The 17,798-nt window shown below is 39.4% G+C and carries 16 protein-coding genes and 1 rRNA gene; 15 read left to right on the top strand and 2 right to left on the bottom strand.

Annotated features, from left to right (window positions below):
- The first annotated feature begins 262 nt into the window (after window positions 1-262).
- The 15 genes from rrf to KVT27_RS17205 all read left to right on the top strand — a co-directional run bounded on the left by rrf (window position 263) and on the right by KVT27_RS17205 (window position 15,272).
- A 5S ribosomal RNA gene (rrf, locus tag KVT27_RS17135) occupies window positions 263-378 on the top strand.
- 716 nt (window positions 379-1,094) lie between these two features.
- Window positions 1,095-1,712 (top strand): TetR/AcrR family transcriptional regulator, encoded by a 618-nt coding sequence (locus KVT27_RS17140; RefSeq protein WP_036122802.1) that lies wholly within the window; start codon window positions 1,095-1,097, stop codon window positions 1,710-1,712.
- Window positions 1,713-1,832: 120 nt separating this feature from the next.
- Window positions 1,833-2,975 (top strand): acyl-CoA dehydrogenase, encoded by a 1,143-nt coding sequence (locus KVT27_RS17145; protein WP_036122805.1) that lies wholly within the window; start codon window positions 1,833-1,835, stop codon window positions 2,973-2,975.
- 147 nt (window positions 2,976-3,122) lie between these two features.
- A complete protein-coding gene (locus KVT27_RS17150) occupies window positions 3,123-4,757 on the top strand; it encodes an AMP-binding protein (RefSeq protein ID WP_217581662.1) in 1,635 nt (544 codons plus the stop codon).
- 15 nt (window positions 4,758-4,772) lie between these two features.
- The gene (locus KVT27_RS17155) at window positions 4,773-6,131 is read left to right on the top strand and encodes an acetyl-CoA carboxylase biotin carboxylase subunit (RefSeq protein ID WP_036222443.1); all 1,359 of its coding nucleotides are present in this window, start codon (window positions 4,773-4,775) and stop codon (window positions 6,129-6,131) included.
- Between the two features lie 71 nt (window positions 6,132-6,202).
- Entirely contained in the window at window positions 6,203-6,415 is a 213-nt protein-coding gene (locus KVT27_RS17160; protein ID WP_031418413.1) for an acetyl-CoA carboxylase biotin carboxyl carrier protein subunit, read from the top strand.
- Window positions 6,416-6,429: 14 nt separating this feature from the next.
- Entirely contained in the window at window positions 6,430-7,347 is a 918-nt protein-coding gene (locus KVT27_RS17165; protein WP_217581663.1) for a hydroxymethylglutaryl-CoA lyase, read from the top strand.
- A complete protein-coding gene (locus tag KVT27_RS17170; protein WP_036145176.1) occupies window positions 7,344-8,126 on the top strand; it encodes an enoyl-CoA hydratase in 783 nt (260 codons plus the stop codon). The genes KVT27_RS17165 and KVT27_RS17170 overlap by 4 nt, the downstream gene beginning before the upstream one ends.
- 141 nt (window positions 8,127-8,267) lie before the next feature.
- Window positions 8,268-9,806, top strand: a complete 1,539-nt coding sequence (locus tag KVT27_RS17175) for an acyl-CoA carboxylase subunit beta (RefSeq protein ID WP_217581664.1) — start codon at window positions 8,268-8,270, stop codon at window positions 9,804-9,806.
- 130 nt (window positions 9,807-9,936) lie between these two features.
- Window positions 9,937-10,503 carry a VanZ family protein gene (locus KVT27_RS17180; protein WP_233301819.1) on the top strand — a complete coding sequence of 189 codons (567 nt, stop codon included), beginning with the start codon at window positions 9,937-9,939 and terminating at the stop codon, window positions 10,501-10,503.
- Between the two features lie 324 nt (window positions 10,504-10,827).
- Window positions 10,828-11,553, top strand: a complete 726-nt coding sequence (locus tag KVT27_RS17185) for a hypothetical protein (RefSeq protein ID WP_036122821.1) — start codon at window positions 10,828-10,830, stop codon at window positions 11,551-11,553.
- A 24-nt stretch (window positions 11,554-11,577) separates the two neighbouring features.
- Window positions 11,578-12,069 carry a Cys-tRNA(Pro) deacylase gene (ybaK, locus tag KVT27_RS17190; RefSeq protein ID WP_036145180.1) on the top strand — a complete coding sequence of 164 codons (492 nt, stop codon included), beginning with the start codon at window positions 11,578-11,580 and terminating at the stop codon, window positions 12,067-12,069.
- Between the two features lie 131 nt (window positions 12,070-12,200).
- On the top strand, window positions 12,201-12,836 hold the full coding sequence (locus KVT27_RS17195; RefSeq protein WP_036122828.1) for a YczE/YyaS/YitT family protein: 636 nt from the start codon (window positions 12,201-12,203) through the stop codon (window positions 12,834-12,836).
- Between the two features lie 101 nt (window positions 12,837-12,937).
- On the top strand, window positions 12,938-14,014 hold the full coding sequence (locus KVT27_RS17200; protein WP_036122830.1) for a nucleotide kinase: 1,077 nt from the start codon (window positions 12,938-12,940) through the stop codon (window positions 14,012-14,014).
- Window positions 14,015-14,072: 58 nt separating this feature from the next.
- Window positions 14,073-15,272, top strand: a complete 1,200-nt coding sequence (locus tag KVT27_RS17205; RefSeq protein WP_217581665.1) for a glycine C-acetyltransferase — start codon at window positions 14,073-14,075, stop codon at window positions 15,270-15,272.
- A 158-nt stretch (window positions 15,273-15,430) separates the two neighbouring features.
- Here KVT27_RS17205 and KVT27_RS17210 read toward each other — a convergent pair whose 3' ends face one another.
- Both KVT27_RS17210 and KVT27_RS17215 read right to left on the bottom strand, forming a co-directional pair.
- Complete coding sequence (locus tag KVT27_RS17210; RefSeq protein ID WP_036122836.1) at window positions 15,431-16,627, bottom strand: CaiB/BaiF CoA transferase family protein; 1,197 nt, start codon at window positions 16,625-16,627, stop codon at window positions 15,431-15,433.
- A complete protein-coding gene (locus KVT27_RS17215) occupies window positions 16,624-17,784 on the bottom strand; it encodes an alpha-hydroxy acid oxidase (protein WP_036145183.1) in 1,161 nt (386 codons plus the stop codon). The genes KVT27_RS17210 and KVT27_RS17215 overlap by 4 nt, the downstream gene beginning before the upstream one ends.
- Window positions 17,785-17,798 lie beyond the last annotated feature (14 nt).

Consider the following 17,798-nt stretch of genomic DNA (forward strand, 5'->3'; position numbering starts at 1 on the left):
AGGTAGATAGGTTCGAGGTGGAAGTGTGGTGACACATGGAGCTGACGAATACTAATCGATCGAGGACTTAACCAAAAATGTTTGGAACCTTCAATGAACCGTTTATCCAGTTTTGAAAGAATAATTTCTTTTATAAAGGGTTTCAAGATACGAGTAGTTCGAGAAAGCAATGGAGAGAGGGAAGGAGCGTACTCAAGTACGTGACTGACTGAACGACAGAAGCTGACGAAGAAATGCGATGTATATTGGAAACCAAAAATAGTCTAGTGATGATGGCAAAGAGGTCACACCCGTTCCCATACCGAACACGGAAGTTAAGCTCTTTAGCGCCGATGGTAGTTGGGGGCTTCCCCCTGTGAGAGTAGGACGTCGCTAGGCAACAAAAACAGTCAGCTGTGTGCTGACTGTTTTTTTATTGCAACTATTAGTAAGGAAACACCCAAACATAGAAACTTTTTCTATGTATAGGTCCTATCATTCAGATTCTTTTTAGCACAATTAAGGAGGCGGGGACTAGTAAAGGTTATTTCGGGTAGTTAAAATTTGCTTCTGAATCCATCCTTCTGGATTTGTAACAATGATTTTATAAAAAATCCAATTGAGTGTATTCTTTTCCTTACAATACTTCTTGTCCTTTTTTTAAAACGATAGGGTTAGGGTAATTAAAATGTGTTCGTTAATTACAGTGTATCTTTGCAAATTTAAATCTCTTCTTTCGTATAATTTAAGAATAAACAGTAAGTTAAGGGTATTGCCATTTAATTTGAGATTATAAGTGGTTTCTTGAACAGCAGTGAAAAATGGTTTGATGATGTAAAGAGAAAAGCAAAGTTTAAAAAATGTCATGAAGACGAGTGGCATAACATAAGGTATGTATGTGTTTGTGATTCTTTAAATTCTGTTTAATGTTATTTTTATGCTCGTATTAAAAGGAAAAATCTATTTGTTGCTAGACACCAAATTTTGAGAATGCTATATTTATATTGTCATAGTATTTTTATAATTAGGAAAAAATAGAATGCTTTTATAAAAGAAGTTTTTCCTGATTATAAGGAGTGATGGAGTATAGAGCTAGATGAAGGATGATAGGGCCTATGGTAAAGAAAACATTAAAGCAAAGAATTGTAGACGCTTCAGTTGAGCTGTTTCAGCAGGATGGTTATCACAATGTAACTGTTGATCGTATCGTTGAATATATAGGGGCATCAAAGGGTGGATTTTATCATAATTTTAAATCAAAAGATGAATTGCTGTATGAAATTCATGATGTCTTTATTTCGTATGTTATTCAACAATCACAGGATGCATATGACAAATACGACACGCCCATTCCACGGTTATGTGCGATGCTACAAACGCTGACACAAGTATTTGATATGTATCAAGCACATATTACAATTTTTTATGAAGAAAGTCGTTCACTCTCAGAGGAGTATAGTGAAATCATTCATAAAAAACGAGATCATTATCGGGACATCTTACAAAAAGTGATAGCAGAAGGCCAAGAAACGAAGGTTTTTCGTACAGAATTGCCTTGTACCATTGTTACGATGGCGATTGTGGGGATGATTAACTGGACATATAAATGGTTTAAGCAATCTGGGCCATTAACAATGGAGCAAATTACAGATGTTTTTACCGACATGGTATTGCGTGCGATTGTGACAGAACAAGCAATGGATGAAGCAAAGCAATTTATGATAAAGGGGTAGCCAGTAGAAAACACTGGTTTTATTATTTGCTTTTACAAACCGACTAGTCGGTATTTACTTGAAGTAAATTATCTTTGAGCTAAATCTACTATGGCAAATTTGACATTAGGGGGATTAGAGATGAATTTTGAATTAACAAAAGAGCAAGTGATGATTCGAGACATGGTACGTGATTTTGCTGAGAAAGAGATTAAACCGTATGCTCGTGAGGTTGATGAGACATCGACGATGAGAATAGAGAGCTTTAAAAAGATGGCAGAACTAGGCTTGTTGGGTATCCCATTTCCTGAAGAATATGGTGGGTCAGGTGGTGATACGGTGTCCTACGCTTTAGCTGTAGAGGAAATTGGCCGTGCATGTGGGGGCACAGGCTTAAGTTATGCAGCTGCTGTTAGCTTAGGAGCTTCGCCAATTTACAACTTTGGTACGGAGGAGCAAAAGCAAGAATTTCTTGTTCCATTGGCAAAGGGTGAGACATTAGGATCATTCGGTTTAACAGAGCCTAATGCAGGTTCAGATGCAGGCGGTACACGCACTACGGCAGTCATTGATGGAGATGATTACGTTATTAATGGAGAAAAATGCTGGATTACCAATGCAGGATACGCTCGACAAATTATTGTAACTGCTGTAACGGGTAAACGTGAGGATGGTAAAAAGATTATTTCTTCTATTATTGTGCCAACGAATACTCCAGGTGTAACGATTAATTGTAACTATGACAAAATGGGTGTCCGAGGTTCTAATACATGTGAGATTGTTTTACAAAATGTTCGCGTTCCTCGATCCAATCTATTAGGCGATGAAAAGCGAGGCTTTAGCCAGTTTTTAAACACTTTAGATGGCGGTCGTATTTCAATTGCAGCTCTTTCTGTCGGTATTGCACAGGCCGCTTATGAGAAGGCACTGAAGTTCGCAAAAGAACGCGAGCAATTTGGTGCACCTATTTCGAAGCTACAGGCGATCCAATTTAAATTAGCAGATATGGCGATGGAAATAGAGCTTGCTCGTACGCTTGTACATAAAGCAGCATGGCTAAAAGATCAAAAGAAACCATTTGGTAAAGAAGCGGCAATGGCTAAATTATTTGCTTCTGAAATGGGCTTCCGTACATGTAATCAAGCCATTCAAATTCATGGAGGTTCTGGATATATGAAAGAATACGATGTAGAACGTCATTTACGTGATATTAAATTAATGGAAATTGGTGAAGGAACATCTGAAATTCAGCGTCTTGTTATTTCTCGTTTAATTGGCTGTTAATGATTTTCAACACATTGTGTCCGGGAGCAGCTTTGTGCTGTATAGAGCACTTCTTTCTGATACCGAGACACCTGCTGAAAAGTAGCTTAAATCCGCATTCATCTCATTGCTGAAAGAAGTTTAATAGCATAAACAAGGGGGATCTTCATGGCAGAACTTGTGTATCAAACAATTGGTCAATTGCTAGATGAACAATCTAAAAAGTACCCGCAGAACGAGGCTTTGGTCTATGCTGATAGAAATTTACGAATGACTTATGAGCAACTAAATTGTCAAGCGCGATTGGTAGCAAGGGGCTTAATGGCTTTAGGAATTGAAAAAGGAGACCATATTGCTGTATGGACGACCAATGTTCCTGAGTGGGTACAGCTTCAATTTGGTACAGGGAAAATGGGAGCTCCAATCGTTACGGTAAACACTAATTATCGAGCTAGTGAATTGGAGTATCTATTAAAGCAGTCTGATGCCAAAACGATATTTTTAATTGAAAATTATCGAGACCATTCTTTTATCCATACACTTCAAGAGTTATGTCCGGAGCTTGAACATTGTGAACCAGGTAATTTGCAATCAAAGCGACTACCTTTATTAAAAAATGTTATTTTAATCGGCGAGACTAAGTATCCCGGTGTATTAAATTGGTCCGATGTAGTAGCAGCGTCTGATCAGGTGACCGAGGAACAATTAGAACAAAGAGAGCAATCTCTTCATTATGATGATGTGATTAATATTCAATATACGTCTGGTACAACAGGTTTTCCTAAAGGTGTGATGCTTACACATTTTAACTTAGTGAACAATGCGGTCAACATTGCAGAGTGTATGCGGTTAACAGCAGAGGATCGCCTCTGCATACCTGTTCCATTTTTCCATTGTTTTGGCTGTGTTATCGGAACATTAGCAATTACAACTAGTGGTGGAACGATGGTGCCAGTACAAGAATTTTCACCTGAAGAGGTGCTAAGGACGGTTCAGCAAGAAAAGTGCACAGCATTACATGGCGTACCAACGATGTTCATTAGTGAACTTAATTTACCGAATTTTGAGTCTTTCAATCTTTCAACTCTACGGACAGGAGTCATGGCGGGCTCTAATTGTCCGATAGAGGTAATGAAAGCAGTCATTGAGAAAATGGGTATGACAGATATTACGATTTGCTATGGTCAAACAGAATCATCCCCAGTTATTACGCAAACGAGAACTGATGACCCGTTAGCGTTAAAGGTGGAGACGGTTGGCCGTGCCTTACCAAACTTAGAGGCGAAAATTGTAGTTCCTGGGACAAACGAGGAAGCACCTACAAATGAACAAGGCGAGCTATGTACAAGAGGCTACCATGTAATGAAAGGCTACTATAAAAACCAAGAAGAAACCGATCTTGCCATTGATCAAGATGGCTGGCTGCATACGGGTGATTTGGCAACGATGGATGAAGCGGGCTATGTCCGTGTAACGGGTCGTTTAAAAGATATGATTATTCGCGGTGGTGAAAATTTATATCCTCGTGAAATGGAAGAGTTTCTTTATACACATCCGAAGATATCAGATGTTCAGGTTGCTGGGGTTCCTGATCCTGTGTATGGGGAGGAAGCGGCAGCTTGGATTATATTAAGAGAAGGTGAGCAGGCAACAGAAGAGGAGATTCGAGAATATTGTCGGGATAAAATCTCTAGACATAAAATCCCAAAACATATTTTCTTTATCGATCATTATCCAATGACTGCTTCAGGGAAGGTTCAAAAATATAAATTACGAGAAGATTTTGTCATGACCGTCAGATAAGGAGGGGCAGTAAATATGTTCAATAAAGTATTAATTGCAAATCGTGGGGAGATTGCTAGACGTATTATCAGAACATGCAGGCGCCTAAATATTCATACGGTTGCTATTTATTCTGAGGCAGATGCTGAAAGCTTACATGTGAAGGATGCAGATGAGGCGTATTGTGTAGGGAAACCACCTGTAGCACAAAGCTATTTAAATATAGAACGTATTCTAGAAATTGCACTAGAAAATGGCGTCGAGGCTGTTCATCCTGGCTATGGACTACTATCAGAACATGCAGAGTTTGCAAAGCGCTGTGAAGAGGAAGGTTTAATTTTTATTGGACCAAGTGCTGATGTTATTGCATCAATGGGAAGTAAATTAGAGGCACGTAAAACAATGAAAGCTGCAGGTGTTCCCATTGTAGAGGGTGTAGAGACACCTGTAAAGGATGCAGAAGAAGCTACTGAAATCGCTGAACGTTTAGGCTATCCAATTATGTTAAAGGCATCGGCAGGCGGTGGCGGTATCGGTATGCAACTTGTTGAAAATGCAGAGGAACTAGCAAAAGCATTTGAGGGAAATCAAAAACGTGCACAGTCATTTTTCGGGGATGGCACGATGTACATGGAGAGATTTATTGCTAACCCTCACCATGTTGAAGTACAAATTATTGCCGATCATCAAGGCAATGTGGTTCCGTTATTTGAACGTGAATGTTCGATCCAACGAAGAAATCAAAAAGTAGTAGAAGAAGCACCATCACCATTCATTTCACAGGAGACAAGAGATAAGATGCTAGAAGCGTCAGTGAAAGCGGCGAAGCATATTGGCTATATCAATGCTGGAACGATTGAGTATTTGGTAGATGAGGATCAAAACTTTTATTTCTTAGAAATGAATACAAGATTACAAGTAGAGCATCCTGTGACAGAGGAAATTACGAAACTTGATTTAGTAGAGGAGCAATTAAAAATCGCTGCACAGCAACCCCTTTCATTTACAAAAGAAAGTATTACGAAACAGGGTCATGCGATTGAAGTGCGTATATACGCTGAAAACCCTTCTACATTTTTCCCGTCTCCTGGTACGATAACAGCTCTAGAATTACCAACAGGCGAAGGAGTTCGACATGAGTGTGGTGTAGAGGCAGGTTCAGCAGTTACACCATTTTATGATCCAATGATCAGTAAATTAGTAGTGTGGGGAGAAACAAGGGACATTGCCTGTGAAAGATTAATCCAAGCACTGAAAGCATATAAAGTGGAGGGTATTCAAACGAATATTCCGATGCTGCTAAAAACTGTTACACATGAACAGTTTTTAAAAGGCTATACGACTACAAAATTTGTCGAACAATTTTATTTACCACAATTGGCAGAGTCAAAGTAAGTATTGAAGAGCATTCGCGCTTCATAGAGAGGGCGAATGCATAATTAATTTAAAAGTAGGAGTGACTGATTATGGCAACAGTAAAAGCAAGCATGGCAGGTACAGTATGGAAAATCGTCGTAGCAGAAGGTGAGAAAGTAACGGCAGGTCAAGATGTAGCTATTTTAGAATCAATGAAAATGGAAATTCCGATTGCAGCAGAGGAAGATGGTGTGGTAACAAAAATTATCGCCAATGAAGGAGATTTCATTAACGTTGATGATGATATTTTAGAAATTGAATAAGAGGAGGCCTCTTAATGCAGCTACCTAAGCATGTCGTAATGAAAGAAGTCGGTCCCCGTGATGGTTTACAAAATGAAAAAACACATATTACAACAGCAGATAAAATACAATTAGTGAATTTGTTAAGCCAAACTGGATTAAATTACATCGAGGTGACTTCATTTGTACATCCGAAATGGATTCCACAGTTGGCGGATGCGGTTGAGGTTCTTCAAGCCATTAAAAGGAACAAGGATATTACTTATGCAGCACTTGTACCTAATATGCGTGGCCTAGAAAGGGCGTTACAGGCTGGAGTAGATGAAGTAAGTATATTTATGTCTGCTAGTGAAAGTCATAACCAAAGTAATATTAACAAAACCATAGACGAAACATTTCCTATTTTAGAGGAAGTAGTATTAGGAGCTAAGGCGTCAAAGAAAAAGGTTCGAGGCTATATCTCCACAGTTCTTGGCTGTCCCTATGAAGGATATATACATCCTGATAAAGTACTGGGTGTTACAGATAAATTATTGGAAATAGGTGTAACAGAGATCTCACTTGGTGACACGATTGGCGTGGGTGTACCAACTCAAGTTGAGCTTCTTTTAGAGGAACTATTAAAAAGATATTCCGCAAATAATTTTGCTATGCATTTCCATGATACACGTGGCACGGCGCTGGCTAACATTATGAAATCTTTAGAGATGGGTTTAACCAAATTTGATAGTGCGCTTGGTGGTTTAGGGGGCTGTCCATATGCTAAAGGGGCTTCAGGTAATGTAGCTACCGAAGATTTATTATATTTATTTGATGAAATGGGCATTCAAACTGGTGTAGATCGACAAAAAATAGTAGAGGCTGCACTCTTTATTGAACAGAAATTAGGCAAAGCTGTAGCTTCAAAACAAATGGCGATTGTCCGTAATGAAAGGAGTGCGAATCCATTATGACTCAACTTGTTCGCTTTGAATTACTAGAGGGAAGTATTGGACTTATTACCCTTTTAAGACCAGAGGCTGCGAACGCGATGTCTGTACAGTTACTGCGAGAGTTATCTGATACGCTGGATCAAATCAACGGAGATCCGACAGTGCGAGTAGTCTTACTAACAGGTGCTGGAGAAAAAGCATTCTGTGCTGGTGCTGATTTAAAAGAACGTAAAGGTATGTCCGATCGACAAGTGAAGCAAATCGTGCAGTTGATTGGTGCCACAGTGGCAAAAGTGGAGACACTCGCTCAACCTGTCATTGCTGTGCTAAATGGAGTAGCCTTTGGTGGCGGTCTAGAATTAGCTTTAGCTTGCGATTTACGTGTCGCAGCAGCACATGTTAAGTTAGGTCTCACTGAAACCTCTCTCGGCATTATTCCAGGGGCAGGAGGAACGCAACGACTTCCGCGACTAATTGGTCTTGGGAAGGCAAAGGAATTAATTTATACAGCGCGTCGCTTAAATGCTGAGGAGGCTAAAAATTATGGCATCGTTGAATATATTCATGAGACACATGAGGTAATGGAAAGGGCACAGCAGCTTGCTCTAGAAATGGCAAAAAATGCACCATTATCGTTAGTACAGGCTAAAGTGGCTATGAATCAGGGTGTTGAGGTAGATTTAGCTACCGGTTTAAAAATTGAATCACTTGCATATAGTGCACTGATCCCTACAGAGGACCGATTAGAGGGACTACTAGCCTTCCAAGAGAAGCGAGCACCACATTATTCAGGAAAATAAAGAAGAGAATCCAATCAGATTAATCACACTGACGGAAATCTAAGCGCATTCTCATTGATTTTTTGGCGCATTGGCAAAGGGGAATAGGGGCGCTAAAAAAATAATTTGGCGTAATTGAATGGGCAAAGGGAGGAATAAAACATGAGCAATATTTCAACAGAAAACACGCCACCTACAATGAAAGATAAAATTCTTTCTGGTGGTTTACCAAAATATCATGACAAAAATGCACAGCAAGGGAAGCTATTTGTACGTGAACGTCTTGAATTATTATTAGATGATGGTCTTCAATCAGAGGATGGCCTTTATGCAAACTGTTTGGCAGGCGATTTACCTGCTGATGGTGTTGTTACAGGGATTGGTAAAATTCATGGTCGTACCGTTTGTGTTTTAGCGAATGACTCAACGATTAAAGCAGGGTCATGGGGAAAACGTACGGTTGAAAAGATGATTCGTATTCAAGAAACTGCAGAAAAACTTAACTGTCCGTTACTATATTTAGTTGATTCAGCAGGTGCACGTATTACAGATCAGCTAGAAATGTTCCCAGGTAGAAGAGGAGCGGGTCGCATTTTCTACAATCAAGTCAAGTTATCAGGTAAAGTACCACAAATTTGTCTACTATTCGGACCGTCTGCGGCAGGTGGTGCCTACATCCCTGCATTTTGTGATATCGTTGTCATGGTTGAAGGGAACGCATCTATGTATTTAGGATCTCCTCGTATGGCTGAAATGGTTATTGGAGAGAAAGTAGATTTAGAAACAATGGGTGGCGCAAAAATGCACTGTTCAGTTTCCGGCTGTGGAGATGTGCTAGCCAAAACAGAACAAGAGGCCATTGCCTATGCTCGTAAATATTTAGGCTATTTCCCTAATAACTATGCAGAACGTAGCAAAGTAGAGGCACCTAAACCACCAGCTACATTCGATAAATCGATTGAGGAATTGATACCACAAAACCAAAACGTTCCTTTTGATATGTATAAGTTAATTGAACGTATTATTGATGAAGATTCGTTTTGTGAAGTGAAGAAATTATTTGCACCGGAATTAATTACTGGTCTTGTACGTATTAAGGGGCAATCAGTAGGGATTATCGCGAATCAACCGCGCGTTAAGGGAGGCGTATTATTCCACGATTCTGCAGATAAAGCGGCCAAGTTCATCTCTCTTTGTGATGCTTTCAATATACCGCTTCTATTCTTGGCGGACGTCCCAGGCTTTATGATCGGCACACAGGTCGAAAAAGCTGGTATTATCCGTCATGGCGCAAAAATGATCTTTGCTATGAGTGAAGCAACTGTTCCAAAGCTAACGGTTATTGTTCGTAAAGCATATGGTGCTGGCTTATATGCCATGGCTGGTCCTGCCTTTGAGCCAGACTGCTGTATCGCATTATCAAATGCTCAAATTGCAGTAATGGGTCCAGAAGCTGCAGTCAATGCAGTTTATGCAAATAAAATTGCCGAGCTTCCGAAAGAGGAGCAAGCAAGCTTTATAGCTGAAAAACGAAAAGAGTACCAAGAAGAGATTGATGTGTATCGATTAGCATCAGAATTAATTATAGATGATGTCATTGAGCCAAATGATTTACGGAAGGTGCTTGAAAATCGTTTAGAGCTTTACATGTCAAAATACTTACTTTTCTCACAACGTAAGCATGGGGTAAATCCAGTATAAATACTTATGGGAAGGCTGTCTCTCTGTCAGGAGGCAGTCTTTTTAGTCGATAAATAGTTAACAGCTACTTGCATGGTCTTAAGGAGCATATTAAAATATGGGAAGGAATAAAGGGAAGCGGGTGTTTAGCATGTCAAAAAACAACATAACGGATGTTCAAGGTAATGCCAAGCTCCCATTACCATACCGAGATGTTATTGATACATATTATTTACCAATAAAAATAGTGGGTTGGACGTTATTTAGCATCTATTCTTGCTTGGCTTTTTATAAATTGGTCATCGATCGTTTAGTTAATGTAGTCGTTGTGTTATGGGAAGGTGATTATTCCGTCGGTGACTTAGGGCTGTTTGATTACAGTAGTTGGCGATTAACTACTAATTTTATCCCCTTTGAAACGATTTTCCGTTATATAAACTACTCTCAATATTTTAATTGGGATACGATAATTATTAACTTACTTGGTAATTTATTAATTTTCACCCCTATGGGCTTTTTACTGCCATTACTATCGAAGAAATTCCGCAAAGCAGGCGTTATACTTTGCTTAGGCTTTTTTGCCAGCCTTAGTGTGGAAACGATCCAATTTATTTTTACAGTAGGATCTGCGGATATTGATGATTTAATTTTAAATACTATTGGTGCATGGCTCGGTTATTTAGCTTATAAGTGCCTATTGATTACACCGAAAAAATAAGAAAGCAGCCGGTTTATATAGAGGCTGTTTTTTTATTTATTAACACTATTTATTTCGTGCGAATGGTAGTAATTTTTATTGAAATCGAAATGAAAGTACTAAAGGACTGAGGCATATATTCTTTGGGATTAGGTATTTATATCTAAAAATGATATTAATCTCTACCCCTTTAGGTGGTTAGTAGTCATTTATGCTTGAATTTAATAATGAAAATTCCGATAATAAGAGTACAGAAGCTGTTTCGAAGGAATAGATATAGTGATAAAAAATGTTCATATCTAGTAACAAAATAGCATATGAACATAGAAGGATGAGGTGAAAACTATGAAAATATATAATTCAATGGAGCAAGAGAGATTATCATCACCATTTAATCGAAAAAAGTTCTTGCAGCGTAAAGAAGCGGGAGATGCATATCGAAAAAATGCAATGTATTTTCAACCAAAAAAAAATCCTTTATTGCTTGAGCTTGAAAATCTACTATTAGGACGCACAGATCAAGATTTATATGAGCAACAACAGGAAGATGCGGAAGTAGTAACACCCCAACAGCAGGCCATTATGGAAGATTTACAGCAAACTTCAAAGAATGTTCATGCACATGAGCAAGCTTATAAATGGGCAAGTGGTCATCATGACGGATCACCTGTTGTAAATAATCCAGATATGAATGACACATTACAGGTTTTAGAGCAGGTGCGAAATGCAGCATTATCACCGTCAAAGCCTTCTGCTCAAGATATACGTTTAGCAGAAAACGTGGATGCTCAAATTCAGCATATTTTACATGAAGCCAACTCTACCGTTGAGGCAATAGATGAGCAGAACCAACCTTTTGACAATGAGGTGACTACAGTAAAGGTTCCTGAACGTTTCTCGAAGGAATTGAAATTGGACCCATTTGCAGATACAATTTTCGGTAAGAGCCATGATGCTGCTTTCAAATTGAGAGCCTTCAAACAGGCAACTGAAAAGTATGCAGCACATGTTCAAATGACGAAAAATGGCTATCATCCAGGTAATGATTCTATGTTCTCTTTGATAGCCTAATGTTGTAGATAGGAGATTACGGTTATGGCGAAGGCAAAGCATGCCAAAACAAATGCGATAAGATTATTAGAGCAGCAAAAAATCCAATTCGATGTGATTGAGTATGAAATTGGCGACGGTCAAGTGGATGGTGTGTCTGTTGCCGAAAAAATTGGTCAGCCGGTTGCTCGTGTTTTTAAAACATTAGTAGCAAAGGCAAGTGCCCAAAAGCTCTTTGTATTTGTTATTCCAGTGGCTGAGGAGCTGGATTTAAAGGCTGCCGCAAAGGTAGTTGGAGAAAAGAAGATTGATATGCTACCTGTAAAAGATTTACTTAGTTATACAGGATATGTCCGTGGTGGATGCTCGCCAGTAGGCATGAAAAAATTATATCCTACGGTCATCGATGAAACTGCTCAAGAACAAGGCAGTATTATTGTAAGTGCAGGGAAAATAGGCATGCAAATTCATGTTCAACTTAATGATTTGAAGAATATTACAAAGGCCCAGCTTGCGCCAATTACAACTACCCATTAGTAAAATCGGGTAGTTTTTTATTTTCACAGAATACGGTCATTTATCATTCCATTCATAAGCACGTTTTCACGTTATTTGCAGAAAATATGATACAGTAAGAGCATTATCAAACATAAAGAGAGGGATAGGGAATGCGCAAAATAATGGGGTGGCGCTGGACATTTTTTATTGGTGGCTTGATTGTGATGTCACTGGGTATTACGATGTCCATTAAAGGGAAAATAGTTGGAACAAGTCCTTGGGATGTCTTGCATGTAGGATTATTTCAAAACTTCGGATTAACGATTGGTACATGGTCTATATTAACAGGTCTTTTTATTGTCGCATCAACATCGATTGTTTTACAAACATGGCCCAAAATTGGTACATGGCTGAACATGCTACTAATCGGTTCATTCATCGATGTATTTAACTGGTTATTGCCTTCAACAGATGTATATGGTCTACAAATTACATATTTTATTATTGGTTTATTTGTTTTAAGCTTTGGCTGTGGTATGTATATTGCTCCAAATATGGGAGCAGGCCCTCGTGATACATTAATGATGATACTCGTCGAAAAATTTGGCGGATCTATTAAAACTGCCAGAATGGGTATTGAAGTTCTAGTGACCATTGTAGGGTGGCTACTAGGTGGGCCAGTTGGAGTGGGAACAGTATTAATTGCATTAACTTCAGGATATATTGTGCAATATTCATTACCTTATTGCCGCAAAGTATTAATGAAATGTATTGGCCATATAGAAGACATGAAGCCTTTTTATTAAACTATAAAGCTACTTTTATCTGTTAAGGATAGGGGTAGCTTTTCATCTTTTTTAGTGTTCCTTCATATAATGCAAGGCAGAAACAAAAGGAGGAACGACATTTGAACGGAAATGTGACGTATTATTTTGGACACGCATTGACTGGGCAAGGTGTGAAACATTTATATAAAGAAATGATGGAGGAAGCGGAGTTAGTTTATTTTTTACAAGGTGCCTCTACATCTAAAGGATCAGAGCTGTTGAAGGAGCTGGGTTATTTTTATGTTAAACAAGGCTTTGCTGTCGAATGGTTTAAGCACGCATTATTAGAGGAAGTAGTCGAGGCTGTTTATGTAAAGGGTTGTAATAGACTGTATGTCTGGGCATCAGAATGGGATATTGAGCCAACATTGCTTGGGACGAAACATCGTGTTATGTCTTTTTATGATTGCTTGGAGGATGCCCAGCTTGAGAAAATTGGAGAGCAACTGGCAAATGCAGTACAGGAACGTACAGCTTGGCGTGATAAATGTATTGCCAAGCTAAATCATGCTATCAAACTCCACGATGATTGGGAGGTTGTGACGCAAAGCTGCATGAATTGGCAGGCATTAAATGAACAGGTGGAAAATTTAAAATTGGAAGTCTTCCAATCTATAGTTTTAAATAAAACGGGTGAACGAACACATCGTTTACTTGGAACGTTAACGCCTAGAGGGGCAGAAAATACAGTTGAAAGCATCACAAAAAATATATCGACAAGATTAATGATTAAAGGCAAACCGGGTACGGGCAAATCCTCCTTGATGAAAGGCTTAGCAGATGAGGCGAATGCAAGAGGATTGGATGCCCAAATTGTATGGTGTGGCTTAGATGCAGGATCTGTCGATATGGTCATTATCCCAGAACTAAATTTCTGTATTTTTGATAGTACGGAACCTCATATTTTTGATCCACAGGATGGTCGATTAGGCGATAAGATATTTGATATTGGGCAACATTGTGCGCTTACGGAAGAGGCGGAATTAGCAATAGCGGAAGTACGAGCGCGCTATAAAGAAGCCATGCAAGATGCGATGGGCTATTCAAAGCGTTATGCAGAAGCAGAATATACAGTGCGACGTTTATTGGATCATTGCCTATCCGCCTCTTTATGGCGAGAAAAAACAGCGTCATTATTCGAAAGATTAACAAAATAATTTAGCTAAAGGCTTGCTTGTGCTAAACTAGGAGCTAGAACTGTTTTCCTAGGAAAGGATGATACGCTTGTCAAAAGTATTGAATACATTTTTAGACGAAAACCTACAAGCCTTACATGAACAAGGCTTATACAATGAAATTGATCCAGTAGAGGGTGCAAATGGCCCGATTATTCAGGTACGTGGCAAAAATCTTGTTAACTTATCTTCTAACAATTATCTAGGCCTAGCAACTAATGAAGAATTAAAGCGTATTGCCAAAGAAACGATTGAAAAATACGGTGTTGGAGCAGGTGCTGTTCGTACTATTAACGGGACGCTTGACTTACACGTTAAATTAGAGGAAAAGCTTGCTGAATTTAAAGGAACAGAAGCAGCTATTTCTTATCAATCTGGCTTTAATTGTAATATGGCAGCTATTTCTGCTGTTATGGATAAAAACGATGCAATTCTTTCGGATCAATTAAACCATGCCTCTATTATTGACGGTTGTCGTTTATCAAAGGCGAAAATCATTCCGTTTAATCACTCAGATATGGATGATTTACGTGCTAAGGCAAAAGCGGCAAAAGAATCTGGATTATACAATAAAGTGATGGTTATTACGGATGGTGTATTCTCAATGGATGGCGATATCGCCAAATTGCCAGAAATTGTAGAAATTGCCAAAGAGTTTGATTTAATTACTTATGTTGATGATGCACATGGTTCAGGTGTAACAGGTAAAGGTAAAGGAACTGTGAAGCACTTCGGACTAGAAAAAGAGATTGACTTCCAAATTGGTACACTATCCAAAGCAATTGGTGTCGTGGGTGGCTATGTAGCTGGGAAGAAGAACTTAATTGATTGGTTAAAAGTTCGCTCACGTCCATTCTTGTTCTCAACAGCTCTACCACCAGGTGATGTGGCCGCCATTACAGCTGCTGTACAAATGCTAATTGATTCTACAGAGCTTCACGATAAGCTGTGGGATAATGGTAACTATTTAAAAGCGGGACTAGAGAAGCTTGGCTTTAATATTGGTGAATCAGAAACACCAATTACTCCATGTATTATTGGAGATGAAAAGCTGACACAAGAATTTTCAAAACGCTTATTTGAAGAAGGCGTTTATGCAAAATCAATCGTATTCCCAACCGTTCCTAAAGGTACAGGTCGCGTTCGTAATATGCCAACAGCAGCTCATACAAAAGAAATGCTTGATGATGCGTTAGGTATTTACGAGAAAGTTGGTCGTGAATTAGGTGTAATTCAATAATACGAAAAGGCTATCTTCGTTGTGGAGGTAGCCTTTTCGATTACAATGAAAACGGGCGCTTCATTCCAATCAAATTCTATGAAGTGACTGATAGCCTGAGGAAAGTGACGGACAGCCCGCCAAAAAGTAATCGATAGCTTGTCAAAATAAAGGGCTTCTTATTTTGAGCGTATTACATTTGCTTTTTTTAGCTGCTGAACTTCATGATCAGTGATGTTTAATGCCTGCAAAATTTCTTCATTATGCTGTCCTAAAGTTGGCGCTGCACTTGTTAATTGACCCGGCGTTCCTGAGAATTTTGCTGGGAAACCTAGTGTTCTCATGGGACCAGCAGTTGGATGGTCATAGGACAAGACCATACCACGCTCTAAAATATGGGGATCATTTAAGGTTTGGTCATAGGAATAGATAGGGCTGGATGGTACGCCGTGTTCATCTAAAAGCTCCAGCCAGTAGGTTGCTGGATGTTTCTCTAATTCACTTTCAATTTCTGCCTCTAACGCCTTTACATGCTGAGCACGTGAATAGTTAGTAATAAAGAGGGGATTGTCTAACCAATCAGGTCGTTCGACAACCTTTGTCGCAAAAATTTCCCATAACTTTTGATTGCCAGCACCGATTAAAATATAGTCATCCTGTGTTTTAAAGCCTTGATAGGGTGCGGAAACTCGATGGGCAGTTCCTGTTCGCTCGGGTAATTCGCCTTGACCAAAGTAGGCAGCGGCCTCCCAAACAGTCCAAGCAAGCCCAGACTCTACTAAAGAAACATCGATATATTGCCCCTCACCACTTCGCAGCTTATAAATATAGGCCATTAAAATAGATTGTAAGGCCGTTTGGGCAGCGGCAATATCATTGACAGCAAAGCCAACTTTTACAGGTCGGCCCTGTGGTTCACCAGTCATATGCATTAAGCCACTTAGACCTTGTGCCATAATATCATAGCCACCTTTTTGGCTATAAGGACCGGTTTGTCCATAGCCAGAAATAGAGCAGTAAATGAGTCCTGGATTAAGGGCTTTTAAAGTATCATAATCAATCCCTAGCTTTTTCGTAATACCTGGTCGATAGTTTTCCACAAGGACATCAACAGATTGGATAAGCTCTTTGAATAAAGCCAAGCCCTCTGGCGTTTTTAAATTTAGACATACACCTTTTTTATTGCGATTAACCATCATATACATATGACTTTCTTCATGAACGAACGGGCCCATTGCTCGGGTGTCGTCTCCATTTGGATATTTCTCAATTTTAATAACTTCTGCGCCCATATCAGCTAAGACCATTGTGCAATAAGGTCCCGCTAATACTTGTGATAAATCAACAACTTTTAATCCCTCTAATGCCTGTTTCATTTAACCTCAGTCCCATCATTTTTGACTAATGTAATCGTACGTAACCCTTCGATGGAGGTTGTGCCTGCTAATGCAATGGAAACCTTTAATTCATCATAGATATTTGTCATCACTTTTTCGGCACCTTGTTGTCCTTCAAGGGCTAAGCCATAGACGAAGGGACGCCCAATTGCTACGGCATCAGCTCCTAAAGCAAGTGCTTTTAAGGCATCCATCCCGCGATATACACCACTATCTAAAATTATAGGGATTTGTCCATTGACAGCACTCACGATGGCGGGGAGGGCATCAAGTGAACCAATAACACCATCTAATTGTCGGCCGCCATGGTTCGATACGATAATCCCGTCAATCCCATTTTCAAGGGCTAGCTTTGCATCTTCAGGATGTAAAATTCCCTTTAATAATATAGGAAGATTTGTACGTCGTTTTAATTCACGAACATGCTCCCAATTGAGTGTAGGGTGGAAGACATTTTGCAAGACGCCTTGTACATACGATTCAAATGAATCATTAGGCAAAGAAGCCATAAAGACAGGATCATTTATGTAATTTCCTTTTGCGTAGCCTAGCTTTAATGGTGAAAATTGATTGCGTACATCTTCTTCTCGCCATCCAAGCATTACTGTATCGACTGTTAAAACAATTGCTTCAAAGCCTGCTGACTCTGCTCGTGCGGCCATACTAAATGCAATTTCCTCATTTGTAGACCAATACAATTGGAACCATTTTGTTGCTGAAGGGGCAGCTTCGGCAACATCTTCGAGTGCATAGGTGGAGACTGTGCTTTGAATATATGGCATATTTAATTGCTGGGCAGCGCGTACAGCGGCAAGTTCACCTTCCTCGTGAACCATTCCGTTCATGCCGACAGGGGCAAAGAGCAATGGCGTTGGATATGTTTTCCCGAACAAATTAATGGATGTATGAACGTTTGAAACATCATTTAAGAAGCGGGGAACTATGGAGTATTTTTCAAAAGCTGAACGATTATTACGTAATGTTTGTTCACCGCCAGCACCTGAGCGAATGTAGCCGAATGGCCCAGCTGGAATTTTTTCCGCTACTGCTTTTTCTAAATCTGCAAAGCAAATGGGGAAGGGGGCTTGGGCAGTGATATTTTTTAAGAGTAGGTCACCATCAGTTGTATTAGTCATCGTTACTACCTCAC

The sequence above is a fragment of the Lysinibacillus sp. GbtcB16 genome, from assembly GCF_019091145.1.
Lineage (GTDB): Bacteria > Bacillota > Bacilli > Bacillales_A > Planococcaceae > Lysinibacillus > Lysinibacillus fusiformis.